Source organism: Tissierella praeacuta DSM 18095, assembly GCF_900128955.1.
Taxonomy (GTDB): domain Bacteria; phylum Bacillota; class Clostridia; order Tissierellales; family Tissierellaceae; genus Tissierella; species Tissierella praeacuta.
This window is the reverse complement of record NZ_FQTY01000001.1, coordinates 411575-423900: the sequence shown is the minus strand read 5'-3', so window position 1 is coordinate 423900 and position 12326 is coordinate 411575. Positions and strand designations below refer to the sequence as shown.

Annotated in this window: 14 protein-coding genes; 12 read left to right on the top strand and 2 right to left on the bottom strand. The window is 29.3% G+C overall.

What is annotated here, in order from left to right; translation table 11 throughout:
- The first annotated feature begins 62 nt into the window (after positions 1–62).
- The 3 genes from BUB33_RS16235 (at position 63) to BUB33_RS02280 (ending at position 2058) form a co-directional block, all read left to right on the top strand.
- The gene (locus BUB33_RS16235; RefSeq protein ID WP_072972633.1) at positions 63–284 is read left to right on the top strand and encodes a hypothetical protein; all 222 of its coding nucleotides are present in this window, start codon (positions 63–65) and stop codon (positions 282–284) included.
- The gene (locus BUB33_RS16230; protein WP_312908653.1) at positions 221–565 is read left to right on the top strand and encodes an effector binding domain-containing protein; all 345 of its coding nucleotides are present in this window, start codon (positions 221–223) and stop codon (positions 563–565) included. The genes BUB33_RS16235 and BUB33_RS16230 overlap by 64 nt, the downstream gene beginning before the upstream one ends.
- 383 nt (positions 566–948) lie before the next feature.
- Complete coding sequence (locus BUB33_RS02280; protein WP_072972628.1) at positions 949–2058, top strand: copper amine oxidase N-terminal domain-containing protein; 1110 nt, start codon at positions 949–951, stop codon at positions 2056–2058.
- Between the two features lie 357 nt (positions 2059–2415).
- On the opposite strand, the gene BUB33_RS02275 is transcribed toward BUB33_RS02280, so the two are convergent.
- Positions 2416–2862 (bottom strand): Hsp20/alpha crystallin family protein, encoded by a 447-nt coding sequence (locus BUB33_RS02275; RefSeq protein ID WP_072972626.1) that lies wholly within the window; start codon positions 2860–2862, stop codon positions 2416–2418.
- Positions 2863–3138: 276 nt separating this feature from the next.
- Here BUB33_RS02275 and BUB33_RS02270 point away from each other — a divergent pair, with 276 nt between their 5' ends.
- The 4 genes from BUB33_RS02270 (at position 3139) to BUB33_RS02255 (ending at position 7111) form a co-directional block, all read left to right on the top strand.
- Positions 3139–3654, top strand: coding sequence for a cob(I)yrinic acid a,c-diamide adenosyltransferase (locus BUB33_RS02270; protein ID WP_072972624.1), 516 nt, complete (start codon positions 3139–3141; stop codon positions 3652–3654).
- Positions 3655–3702: 48 nt separating this feature from the next.
- Positions 3703–5133: a Na+/H+ antiporter NhaC family protein gene (locus BUB33_RS02265; RefSeq protein WP_072972622.1), complete on the top strand. Its 1431-nt coding sequence runs from the start codon at positions 3703–3705 to the stop codon at positions 5131–5133.
- 101 nt (positions 5134–5234) lie between these two features.
- Complete coding sequence (locus tag BUB33_RS02260) at positions 5235–6065, top strand: DegV family protein (protein WP_072972620.1); 831 nt, start codon at positions 5235–5237, stop codon at positions 6063–6065.
- 89 nt (positions 6066–6154) lie between these two features.
- Positions 6155–7111, top strand: coding sequence for an L-threonine 3-dehydrogenase (locus BUB33_RS02255; RefSeq protein ID WP_072972618.1), 957 nt, complete (start codon positions 6155–6157; stop codon positions 7109–7111).
- Positions 7112–7131: 20 nt separating this feature from the next.
- Here the strand turns inward: BUB33_RS02255 and BUB33_RS02250 are convergent, their stop codons facing one another.
- A complete protein-coding gene (locus BUB33_RS02250) occupies positions 7132–8901 on the bottom strand; it encodes an Rqc2 family fibronectin-binding protein (protein WP_072972616.1) in 1770 nt (589 codons plus the stop codon).
- Between the two features lie 183 nt (positions 8902–9084).
- Here BUB33_RS02250 and BUB33_RS02245 point away from each other — a divergent pair, with 183 nt between their 5' ends.
- The 5 genes from BUB33_RS02245 to coaBC are packed head-to-tail and all read left to right on the top strand — an operon-like array spanning position 9085 to position 12292.
- Positions 9085–9954: a YicC/YloC family endoribonuclease gene (locus BUB33_RS02245; protein ID WP_234949965.1), complete on the top strand. Its 870-nt coding sequence runs from the start codon at positions 9085–9087 to the stop codon at positions 9952–9954.
- Between the two features lie 13 nt (positions 9955–9967).
- Complete coding sequence (gene remA / locus BUB33_RS02240; protein ID WP_072972615.1) at positions 9968–10225, top strand: extracellular matrix/biofilm regulator RemA; 258 nt, start codon at positions 9968–9970, stop codon at positions 10223–10225.
- Positions 10226–10246: 21 nt separating this feature from the next.
- Positions 10247–10861, top strand: coding sequence for a guanylate kinase (gene gmk / locus BUB33_RS02235; protein ID WP_072972613.1), 615 nt, complete (start codon positions 10247–10249; stop codon positions 10859–10861).
- A gap of 1 nt (position 10862) precedes the next feature.
- A complete protein-coding gene (gene rpoZ / locus BUB33_RS02230; protein ID WP_072972611.1) occupies positions 10863–11072 on the top strand; it encodes a DNA-directed RNA polymerase subunit omega in 210 nt (69 codons plus the stop codon).
- Between the two features lie 11 nt (positions 11073–11083).
- A complete protein-coding gene (gene coaBC, locus BUB33_RS02225; RefSeq protein WP_072972609.1) occupies positions 11084–12292 on the top strand; it encodes a bifunctional phosphopantothenoylcysteine decarboxylase/phosphopantothenate--cysteine ligase CoaBC in 1209 nt (402 codons plus the stop codon).
- Positions 12293–12326: the final 34 nt, after the last annotated feature.

Genomic DNA, 12326 nt, shown 5'->3' with positions numbered 1-12326 from the left:
GCAGAGAATATCGGGTATATATCTTGATTTCTTGATACTTTTTTGATAAAAGGAGATCATATATGGATTCGCTTAAAAAAATGAATGAAGCATTGAAGTATATTGAAGAAAATCTTGATAATGATATTGATTTTAATAAAGTGGCAAGATTTGCATTATGTTCAGAATATTGTTTTCAAAGGGTGTTTTCTTTTTTTAACAGGTATTACCCTATCAGAATATATTTGTTCGTAGGTGCCTTGCTCTTGCAGCATTTGAGCTTCAGAATAGTAATATCAAGGTAATAGATTTAGCTGTGAAATACGGTTATAATTCACCAGATTCTTTTGCAAGAGCTTTCCAAAATATGCATGGGATAACACCTTCAGAAGCTAGGAGCGGAAAGCTAGACCATTATATAGGTGTAGCAACCACCAAAGAGTGTTTGGAGGGTATGGTAAAGCTCGAAGTTGATGCATCAACATGGGCAGTATTTGAAGCAGTAGAGCCATTTCCAGAAACTTTGCAAGAAACTTGGGGACGAATTTATTCTGAATGGTTACGGATGCCCATAGTAAAGAAATAAGTTATAAGTAAGGAACATTATTTGAAATTGGAGAAACAAATTTTTAAAGATATATTGGTAGATAAAAATTTTGATGATGCAAAGAAATATTGGAAAAATAGAGATTAACAAGGATTAAAGCTCTACCAAAACAATTTTGAATTATTACATTGCCATTTAAATGAATATTAATATTAATATTCATTTAAATGGCAATAATTTAATCATTTTTTTTGATATTTCTATAGTTTACAATATTATTAAAGTAGAGTAGGAAATGATAAATTTAATAATTTATATGATATTATATAGATAAGATACTAATCATAGTTTTAATAAAAGTAGTTTTAAAATCAATCATTTTTGGTAGATAGTAGTGGTTATGATGAAAGGGGAGAATACAAATGTTTAAACAATGGAAGGGATTTTTATCAGGAATCATTTTTACTTTAACAATAATAATATTGACCAGTACTGTTTTTGCTGCTGTAACAGGCACAAATATAACTGTACACTATGACAATATAAAAATATTTCTAAATGGTAAAGAAATAGAAGTTAAAGATGCTAATGGTCATAATGTAGAACCGTTTAGTTACAATGGCGTCACATATATGCCAATTAGGGGAATAGCAGAGTCCTTTAATAAAATTGTTGACTGGGATGCTGATTCAAAACAAGTTAAAATATATGACACTGAAATTGATAAGTTCTGGGATACTTTAATGAAAATACCAGAAAACTATACAGGACGTGAAATATATTGGAAATATATAGATAAAGATATCATGGATAAAGCCAATTATTTCATTGAAAAGTATGGTGTGGAGGTATTGTTTAAAGGATTAGAATCAACGAATGTATATAGTCAGTATTATTGTATAAATAGACTCGTTGAATATTATAATCATGAGGATATAAGCATTCATGCAATATCTAAAATTAAACCATTTTTGAGCAGTACAAATAATACACTTAAACATGGTGCCGAATTTGCAATAAGCGTGTTAAGTAAGAAATTTGATAGCCCTTATATTGTTAATGGTACTGGAGATATTAAAGTTTTTGCACTTTTTAATGATTACTCTGACTACGGAAGTTATAATGAACTATGGATAATTAGAAACAATAAGTTATCGAAGCTTTATTCTTTTACAGAGTCACAAACATATATTGATACGACTGAAGCCATTAAAGTTTCTCCATCTAAGGATAAAATAGCAGTACAAACATGTAATAGAAGAAGTAGTTCCCTTAATATTATTGATTTAAATAGTGGAAAAATCAGTCCTGAAATTATGAAGTTAGCCATAGAAAAGGTTGCCATGGATAATAAAGATTACAACAATACTTATCCAGACGGACGATATAGCTGGGGTGGCAATTTAAAATGGATTGACAATAATACACTAGAGTTTGAGGCAGATCTTGCTTATGATTATATGGAAATAATTGAAAAAGTAATTGTAAAATATAATGTTTTAGATAATTCTTTAGAATATATAAAGCAGTAGAATTATGTGCAATGATTTCAATTCTAACGGAAGAAATAAAATAAAAAAGATAGGAGTTTGGAAAATAGAAAAAATTAATTAAGACTCCCATGATTATCATTACTATAACAATATGAAACATGTAGTAGCAAGAGTGAAGTTAAAACAAGAAAGATATAGTTAAGATATATTTAGAAAAATTGTAAATCACCTATGTAAAATTATTGCCAAAACTATTTATTAATTTATAAAATAAAATAGTTTTGGCAAGTATAAAGCCAAGATTATAAAATTATAATTTTTATCCAACCAATTAATTCTTGTCAGATTAGTGCATTAGATTTATTTAAAGCACAAAATTAATTACACCCTCTTACATTATTCAATTTCGATTATTTTTGTATTATTTGCTTTTTGTTCTTTTGGAATTGTAATATAAAGTATTCCATTATCTAATTTAGCTTTGACACCATCTGACTTAGAATCTGCTAAATAAACACTTCTACTCATTGAGCAATATCTACTTTCTTTATAGACATAATTCTTCTTTTCTTCATTGATGGTTTCATCTCTTTTTACAGATATCTTTAATTTACCATCATTTAACTCAATATTTATTTCTTCCTTTTTTACTCCTGGTAAATTTGCTTCAACTATATATTCTTTGTCATCCTCTTGAATGTCTATTTTGAATGAATCCCTTGAATTTAACTTGTTTGTGGACCAATTATTATTAAAAAAGTCGTCTAACATGTTGTAAAAGTCCTCAAAACCAGTATTTAATATACTTGAATTTCTTCTGTTAAAAGGTACTAATCCAGCCATAATTAACAACTCCTTTTTAATAAATATTTTATTATAGTTTTGTTAGCACTCGAGTTCGGTGAGTGCTAATGCTTTAATATTAATATATCATTTTTATAATATTATGTCAACTATTATTTTATAATATTATTGCTAATTTTGCTATTTTAGTTTTAACTTTAAAGAATTCAGTTGCATTAGGCTATATATTTAAATATCTATTTTATTTAAAATGATGATATAATATGATTAAAATAATAAGGAAAGAATTAAAATTATTAGGAGGAGGTGTATATTGTGGGAAAAGGATATATTCATGTATATACTGGAAATGGAAAAGGCAAGACAACTGCTGCATTAGGTTTATCTTTAAGGGCTATTTTTGCAGGGAAGAAGGTGTTTTTTGGTCAGTTTATTAAAGGTATGGATTATAGTGAGTTAGAAAGTCAAAGATACCTTCCTAATTTTAAAATTCAACAATTTGGTAGAGATTGCTTTATATATAACAATCCTACAGATGAAGATATTAGAATGGCAAAAGAAGGATTAGAAATATGTAAAAGAATTTTAAATAGTCATGAATATGATATTGTTGTACTGGATGAGATAAATATAGCTACTTATTATAGACTATTAGATCCCGATGATATTATTGATATATTAAAGAACAGAGAACCAAAAATTGAAGTGATTTTAACAGGTAGATATGCAGATGAAAAAATTATTGAATTTGCTGACTTAGTTACTGAAATGAAGGAGATTAAGCATTATTATTATAGAGGTGTAGAGGCTAGAAAGGGAATCGAAAAATAAGTGTAGGTTATATATCAATATAAAACAATATATACGAGGGGGAATAAAATGAGTAAGGAAATAAAAAAATTAGAATTTTATGGTGGTGAATGGGTTTCTTTCTTACCTTTTGTAGTATTCTTAGTTATGATTATAATTACAACATTCCATTTTGGATCTATATCAGATGGTGCTCTTTGGGTACCTGCATTTATTGCTTTAGTCACTGCCTTTTTCTTTGCAAAAGATAAAGCACAATATTCTAACGCTTTAATTAGTGGTATGGCCAGTAAAGAAGCTATAATTCCTATAGTATGTTGGATTTTTGCAGGAGTTTTTTCTAGAATTCTTCGTACTTCTGGTTTAGCTACTGGAATTGCTGGTGTAGCTGCTTCAATGGGGATTGAAGGTACTTTTTTTATCATTATATCCTTTTTATCATCGGCAGTTTTTGCTACAGCTTCTGGTACCGGCTTTGGTACAATTGCTGCTGGCATGGGTGTTTTATATCCTGCGGGTATTGCTTTAGGAGCACATCCTGCTCTTTTGGCAGGGGCTATAATTTCTGGAGGTGCTTTTGGAGACAATCTTGCACCAGTTTCTGATACAACTATTTGTTCAGCTACTTCACAAGGTATTGATGTTCCAGGTGTAGTTAAATCACGTTTAAAATATGCTATTGCTGCAGGTATTATAGTTATTATTGGAATTATAATTATTGGAAGTGGATATAAGGGGGGCATATCAGCTGTTGAATCTATTTCATATAATTCTAAGACGTTATTTATGTTGATTCCAGTTGCCATAACTATTTGGATTGCTGTAAAATCAGGAGATATTATTATTGCAACCACAATAGGATCTGTATTAGCAGGGGGAACAGCAGTATTATTTGGTTTAATAGATTTTATACAAATTGATCCTGCTTCTGATGTGGTTAAAGAGGCTTTAATTAGAGTTTCAGGTGTTGGACTTGATAGAACAGTAGACGGTGTAATTTATACAGGAATTAATAGCATGATGCAAGTTGTAGTTCTAGCTCTTTTATTATTTGGTTCAATTGAAATCATGAGAGCAGGACATGGGGATGTTAAATTGTTAAATGTTTTAGGAAAAGTTGCAAAGAGTCCAAGAAGTGCAGAATTTGTTATAAGTATTATGATTATAATACTTTCGTCATTAATGGGGCTTAATGCTCCAGCAATATTAGCAGTTGGTGCTTCCTTTGCGAAACCTATTGGAGAGAAACATGGTATTAGTCCATATCGTGTTGCAAATCTTTTAGACGCTCAATCAAATACATTTGTTTATTCATTACCTTGGACACCTGCTATAATTTATACAATAGGTTTTGCAAAGGATAGTGCTGTTCCACTAACAGCAATACAAGTAACACCTTATGTCTTATATGCTTATGCTATGTTAGGGGTAATGTTTGTTACAATAATATTTGGAATTGGAAGATATGATAATATGGAACAGGTTAAAAAATTAGGATAAATATAAATAAATACTTGTAAAATAGATTAAAGTATGAAATAATAAAATAATTCTGCTACTATATAGTAGCAGAATTATTTTATTATAAGAGGAGGTATAGGATGTCAAAAATTAAAATAGTAACCGATAGTACAGCTTATATAACTAAGGAATATGCAGAAAGAGAAAATATAACTATAGTTCCATTAAACTATGTATTTGGAGAGGAAACAGGTAAAGATCCATTTCCAGGAGAGTTCGATGAATTTTATAATAAACTTGAAAATACGAAATTGTTTCCTTCCACATCTCAACCAGCAGTAGGAGAATTTTTAGATGCATTTAATAAAGCTTTTAGCGAGGGATATGATGAGATAATAGCAATTCTTTTATCTTCTAAATTAAGTGGTACTTTTAATAGTGCTATGCTTGCAAAAGATATGTTAGAATATAAAAAAATTACTATTATTGACTCTTTAACAACCGTTTCTAATATGAAATTCTTAGTAGAAGATGCAGTTGAAATGGTAAAACAAGGAAAAACATCGGATGATATCGAAATTTATTTGAATACTAAAAAAACAAATATAAATATTTATTTAACCACTGATACCTTAGAGTATCTAAGAAGAGGTGGAAGACTTTCCACAGTGCAAGCAACCTTGGGAAACCTTTTAAATATAAAACCTATAATTGAGCTAAAGGATGGAGAACTGAAACTTTTAGAAAAACTTAGGGGCAGAAATAAGGTAATATCAGCCATAATTGATAGGATTCCTTCTAATGTCAATAAAATAGGTATATGTCATGTTTTGAATAAGGAAGATGCAGAAAAAATAAAGGATTTATTAAAAGAAAAATTTCCTGATGCTATAATAATAATAATTGATGAATTAGGTCCCGTAATTGGTTCTCATCTAGGACCTAAAGGAATTGGAGTTTGTTTTTACTAAAATTATCATATAATGGGTACTCAAATTGTATTAAATATGATATAATTATGACGAATTAAAGCTACTTAATTATAACGGGGGTGCATTTAATGAGGAAAATATTAGTAACAGGAGCATTAGGACAAATTGGTTCAGAATTAACTACAGAATTAAGAAGAATTTATGGGGCAAATAATGTAATTGCCAGTGGTAGAAGAGTAAAAGAAGGACATGAAAAATTAATTGAATCAGGACCATTTGAAATAGTAGATATAACTAAGGGGAAAGAAGTATCGGAAATAGTTAAAAAACATAACGTAAATACTATAATAAATTTAGCAGCTATTCTTTCAGCTGTTGGTGAAAAACATCCAGAGCAATGTTGGGATATAAATATGAACGGTTTATATAATATCCTTGAAGTTGCAAGGGAAGAAAATTGTATGGTATATACACCATCATCTATAGCAGCATTTGGTCCATCTACACCACCAGATAATACACCACAAGATACTATTCAAAGACCAACAACTATGTATGGTGTTACTAAAGTAGCAGGGGAATTACTATGTGATTATTATTTCAAGAGATTTGGAGTAGATACTAGAGGAGTTCGTTTCCCAGGTCTTATTTCTTATGAAACATTACCAGGTGGAGGTACTACAGATTATGCAGTTCATATTTACTACGATGCATTAAAGAATAAAAAATATACAAGTTTTATAGATAAAGGAACAAAGATGGATATGATGTATATGCCAGATGCACTAGATGCTATAGTAAATCTAATGGAAGCAGACTCATCTAAATTAATCCATAGAAATGCATTTAATGTAACTGCAATGAGTTTTGATCCAGAGATGTTAGCTGCATCTATAAAGAAGGTTATACCAGAGTTTGAATTAGACTATGATGTTGATCCAGTAAGACAGGCAATAGCTAATTCTTGGCCAAATTCATTGGATGATTCAGCAGCTAGAGAAGAATGGGGTTGGAATCCAAAATATGATTTAGATGCTATGACTAAAGATATGCTTGAGAAGCTAAAAGTCAAATTAGGTTTATAGAATATTAAAAAGGGCTAAAATTAGCCCTTTTTAATATTATCTACTAATTCCTTAGAAGGATTTATAATTATTGTTTTAAAATCCTCATATATTACCATTCCTGCCTTTGCGTTTTTTGGTTTTTTAACATTTTTTCTTTCTGTATAGTCTACAGGTACATGATTAGAGTTTTTGCCTTTGCTATAGTATGAAGCTAATATAGCAGCTTCTTCTATAGTAGAAAGAGGTATAGTCTTACCCATTTTTTCTATGATTACATGACTGCCAGGCATATTTTGTACATGTAGCCATATATCATCTTTACGAGATAATTTTAATGTTAAATAATCATTTTGCTTATTGTTTTTCCCTACATAAATATTAAATCCATCTTTAGAAATATAGTGAAGTGGTTTAGATACAGACTCTTCTTTTTTCTTCTTCTTTTTTATAGAACCCTTTATATATCCCTCGCTTATTAATTCTTCTTTAATTTCATCTAACTCTTCAATTTCAGTTGAATTTTCTATACTCATAAGGACGTTTTCTAAATAAGAGATTTCATCTTCTGTATTAGGTATTTGCTCTAGTAATAATTGATGAGCATTTTTCAATTTTGAATATTTTTTATAGTATCTTTGTGCATTTGCCACTGGAGATAATTTAATATCAAGAGGAATATTTAATTTATTCATGTTTTCATCATAGAAATTTTCAAGTTCAATACTATTTACTCCCCTAGGAATAATGTGAAGATTAGCAGAGATTAAATCAGCATAAATTTTATATTTTTCTCTGTCTTGACTTTCTAAAAGTTCTTCCTTTTGTTTTCCTAGTTTGTTATTGGCTCTATCCAATTTTACTTGAATTGATTTTTTAATAGACTGAGATTTTTGACCTATTCTATCAATTATATCTTTTCTGCGGTAGAAATTATCTAGAAGATTTGAGATAGAATCAAAGAATACTCTATTTTCTGTGCCAAATTGATTAAGCTCTAATGCATGAAAAGCTAATATTTCTGTTTTGTTATTATTTAAAACTGAAACAGGATTAAATTCTTCTCTAGATATTTGGTTCATAAATTTATTAAAAGAAATATATAAAGAGGTTCTATCATCTTCATACATACTGCCAAGATTTCTATCAATATCTATACCGGCATCAAAACATATTTCTCTACTTATTAAAGGACTTAATCCTAAATAATTAAAGTAAAGGAATTTAAAACATGGTAAATTTTTGTCCTCCGAATCCATAATACTAAAAAAATCTTCCTTTGCAATGTCTAAAGGATTAACTTTATCTTGCAATGGTGGATATTCATAAATCATGCCTGGGAGAATTTGTCTTACTCTACTCATATCTTCATATATTCTTTTTACTGAATCTACTATTTTAAATGAAGATTTATCAATTAATATAATATTGCTATGTTTTCCCATTATTTCAATGACTATTCTTTTTTCAGTAGGCTGACCCAGTTCATCTATGGCTGATATATCAATGAAAATCACCCTATCTAAGTTAAACTGTTCAATATTCAGTATTATTCCTCCAATAAGATGCTTTCTTAAAAGCATACAAAACATAGGTGGTTCTGGAGGATTTTTCTTAGAATAATCTGTTAAATAAACCCTAGGATTATTACTACTAGCAGACATTATTAATTTATAGTTAATTCCTTTACTGTGTATATGAAATAATATTTCATCTTTTTCCTGTTGATAAACTTTGTCTACTCTTCCACCTATTAATTTTTCTCTTAATTCTTTAACAACTGATTTTGTTACAATACCATCAAATGACATATAAACTCCTCCAATATTACTAAGACTATTAAAAGTATACCATTATATTAAGAAATAATAAACTAAAAGGATTTATAAAGAAAATGTTAAAAAATTGTAATATATAGTAGATTAAATCTGATATAATAGATATAATATAGTGGCTATCAGAATAAGAGAGGGGTGTTTATTATAATTAAGAGTATGACTGGTTTTGGTCGGGGAGAATCTAGCAATGAAGTTTACAATTTTAAAGTGGAAATAAAGGCAGTTAATCATAGATATAATGATATTGTGGTTAAAATGCCTAGACATATTTCATATCTTGAAGAAAATGTTAAAAAGATTATAAAAACTGAAATCAATAGGGGAAAAATTGATGTATATATTAATTTAGACTATATTAATGAATCGGCTATAGATATAAAAGTAGATATACCTTTAGCAAAATCCTATAAAGATGTTTTAGAAAAATTATCAGAAGAGCTGGAGTTAGAAGAAAATATTAGGCTGTTTAATATATTAGGCCTATCGGAAATCATCAAGACTGAAAGAAAAGAATTAGATGAAGATATTGCTTGGACATGTTTAAAGGAAGCTTTAAACATGGCTCTTAGGGATATTATGAATATGAAGGTAGTAGAGGGAGAAGAATTAAAAAATGATATGATTTCAAAATTAGATAGAATTGAAACCATAGTATTGGAAATTGAAGAAAGATCTCCTTTAGTTGTATTGGAGTATAAAGGTAAGTTAAGAGAGAGAATTGGTGAATTGCTAGATAAAGATATTAATATAGATGAAGATAGAATTGCATCTGAAGTAGCTATTTTTGCTGATAAGAGTAATATTAATGAAGAGATTGTAAGATTGAAAAGTCATGTGAAACAATTTTTGTCAATATTAAATGAGAAAGATGCAATAGGTAGAAAGCTTGATTTTTTAATTCAAGAAATGAATAGGGAAATCAATACAATAGGTTCAAAGGCAAACGATATGTTGATTTCTCAGAATGTAGTAGAGATAAAATCAGAATTAGAAAAAATAAGAGAGCAAGTTCAAAATATTGAATAATTAGGAGGAAAAGATGTCAATAAAACTAATTAATATTGGTTTTGGTAATATTGTTTCAGCCAATAGAATAATAGCTGTGGTTAGTTCAGAGTCAGCACCTATCAAAAGATTGATTCAGGAAGCAAGGGATAAAGGTCTTTTAATAGATGCTACTTATGGCAGAAGAACTAGGGCAGTTATAGTTACAGATAGTCAACATGTTATTTTAACACCTGTTCAGCCAGAAACAGTTGCTAATCGATTTCACGATAAAGAAGAAAATGCAGATTAATATAAAAGGTTGGTGATAAATATGTCAAAGGGATTTTTACTTATTATTTCAGGTCCTGCTGGCACTGGAAAGGGAACTGTATGTAAGGAACTATTAGAAAGAAATAAGGATATATTATATTCTATTTCTGCAACTACGAGAAAACCTAGGACTGGAGAAGTAGATGGAGTTAATTATTTTTTTATAGATGAAGAAGAGTTTAATAGAAGGATTCAAAAAGATGAATTTCTAGAATATGCATATGTACACACTAATTACTATGGAACTCCTAGAGACTTTGTTATAGACAAGATAGATAATGGCGAAACTGTTTTACTTGAAATTGATGTTCAAGGTGCTTTACAAGTTAAAAAAAACTATTCTGAAGCAGTATTGGTATTTATTTTGCCTCCCACAATGGAGGAACTAAGGGATAGAATAGTAAAAAGAGGGACAGAATCAGAAGAAGATATAAATAGAAGATTTGAAAATGCTTTTAAAGAGCTAAAATATATAGAAGAATATGATTATTTTGTTATAAATGATGAAATCCAAGATGCTGTATTGGATGTTGAAACAATAATAAAAGCAGAGAGATTAAAAGTAAAGAGGAATTCTAATATAACAGATAAAATTATTTCGAAGGGAGCAAGATAATATGTTAAATCCATCTTTTAACGAATTAGCCAAAAGAGGTGATAGTAGATATACTTTAGTTATGCTTACAGCTAAAAGGGCTAGAAAAATCATTGAGGGTGCAGAGCCATTAGTTGAAACTTCTTCTAAAAAGCCAGTTAGCATAGCTTTGCAAGAAGTTATAGAAGGGAAAATAACCTATACTAGACCACCTATAAATAGTATAAAATAAGAGGTGATTAGATGTTAAAGGATAAAACCATAATCCTTGGAGTTACAGGAGGGATTGCGGTATATAAAGCTGCTGACATAGTAAGTAGATTAAAGAAACTTCATGCTAATGTAGAAGTAATAATGACAGAAGGAGCTACTGAATTTGTTACTCCTTTGACATTCCAAACCATGTCAGGAAATGTAGTTCATAGAGAAATGTTCAGTGAAATTATAAACTATGATGTAGAACATATATCACTTGCACAAAAAGCAGATCTCATTTTAATTGCCCCAGCTACTGCAAATACTATTGGGAAAATTGCAAATGGTATAGCTGATAATCTTTTAACTACGGTGATAATGGCGTCTACAGCCAAGATAGTATTTGCACCTGCTATGAATACTAAGATGTATCAAAATCCTATAGTAAAGGATAATATGGAAAAATTAAAAAAAATAGGATATAGTTTTATTCAGCCAGCAGTAGGAATGCTTGCTTGTGGGGACTATGGTGAAGGAAAAATGGCAGAGCCAGTAGATATTGTAGAATATATTGTTGATAGCTTTATAAAAAAGGATTTATCTGAAAAAAAAATAGTTATAACAGCAGGACCAACTATGGAGCCCTTAGATCCTGTTAGATATATGACTAATCATTCAAGTGGAAAGATGGGTTATAGTATAGCTAAGGAGGCAGCCACTAGAGGAGCAGAGGTTGTACTGATTTCTGGACCAACATCAATTACCCCACCTAGGGGAATAGAATTAATTAAAGTAAAAACTACTGAAGATATGTTAAATGCAGTTGATAAGTATTTCCATTCCTGTGATGTACTTATAAAATCTGCAGCACCCGTTGACTATAGACCTGAAACCGTAAGTTCTACTAAGATAAAGAAAAAAGAAAATGAAAAAGATGAATTAATTATTAAATATGTAAAAAATCCAGATATAGCTGCTCATTTTGGGAAACAAAAAAAGAATCAAATTATGGTTGGCTTTGCAGCTGAAACTAATAATTTAGATGAATATGCAATGGAAAAACTGAAAAAGAAAAATCTTGATTTTATAGTTGCAAATGATGTAACAAAAGAGGGTGCAGGATTTAACTCCGATACTAATATTGTAACTATAATTGATAAAGAAGGAAATAAAAATACTTATCCTATGATGAATAAAAGAGAAGTTGCAAAGGTTATATTGGATAGGGTAAAATCTATATTAGATGATAAAAGCTAGATTAGACTATCTAGCTTTTAATTTTCACATATAA

Coding starts and splice junctions, on each gene's coding strand:
- BUB33_RS02280 (WP_072972628.1), top strand. CDS start 949: ATGTTTAAACAATGGAAGGGATTTTTATCAGGAATCATTTTTACTTTA.
- remA (WP_072972615.1), top strand. CDS start 9,968: ATGTCAATAAAACTAATTAATATTGGTTTTGGTAATATTGTTTCAGCC.
- BUB33_RS02275 (WP_072972626.1), bottom strand. CDS start 2,862: ATGGCTGGATTAGTACCTTTTAACAGAAGAAATTCAAGTATATTAAAT.
- BUB33_RS02255 (WP_072972618.1), top strand. CDS start 6,155: ATGAGGAAAATATTAGTAACAGGAGCATTAGGACAAATTGGTTCAGAA.
- BUB33_RS16235 (WP_072972633.1), top strand. CDS start 63: ATGGATTCGCTTAAAAAAATGAATGAAGCATTGAAGTATATTGAAGAA.
- BUB33_RS02250 (WP_072972616.1), bottom strand. CDS start 8,901: ATGTCATTTGATGGTATTGTAACAAAATCAGTTGTTAAAGAATTAAGA.
- coaBC (WP_072972609.1), top strand. CDS start 11,084: ATGTTAAAGGATAAAACCATAATCCTTGGAGTTACAGGAGGGATTGCG.
- gmk (WP_072972613.1), top strand. CDS start 10,247: ATGTCAAAGGGATTTTTACTTATTATTTCAGGTCCTGCTGGCACTGGA.
- rpoZ (WP_072972611.1), top strand. CDS start 10,863: ATGTTAAATCCATCTTTTAACGAATTAGCCAAAAGAGGTGATAGTAGA.
- BUB33_RS02265 (WP_072972622.1), top strand. CDS start 3,703: ATGAGTAAGGAAATAAAAAAATTAGAATTTTATGGTGGTGAATGGGTT.
- BUB33_RS02245 (WP_234949965.1), top strand. CDS start 9,085: ATGACTGGTTTTGGTCGGGGAGAATCTAGCAATGAAGTTTACAATTTT.
- BUB33_RS02260 (WP_072972620.1), top strand. CDS start 5,235: ATGTCAAAAATTAAAATAGTAACCGATAGTACAGCTTATATAACTAAG.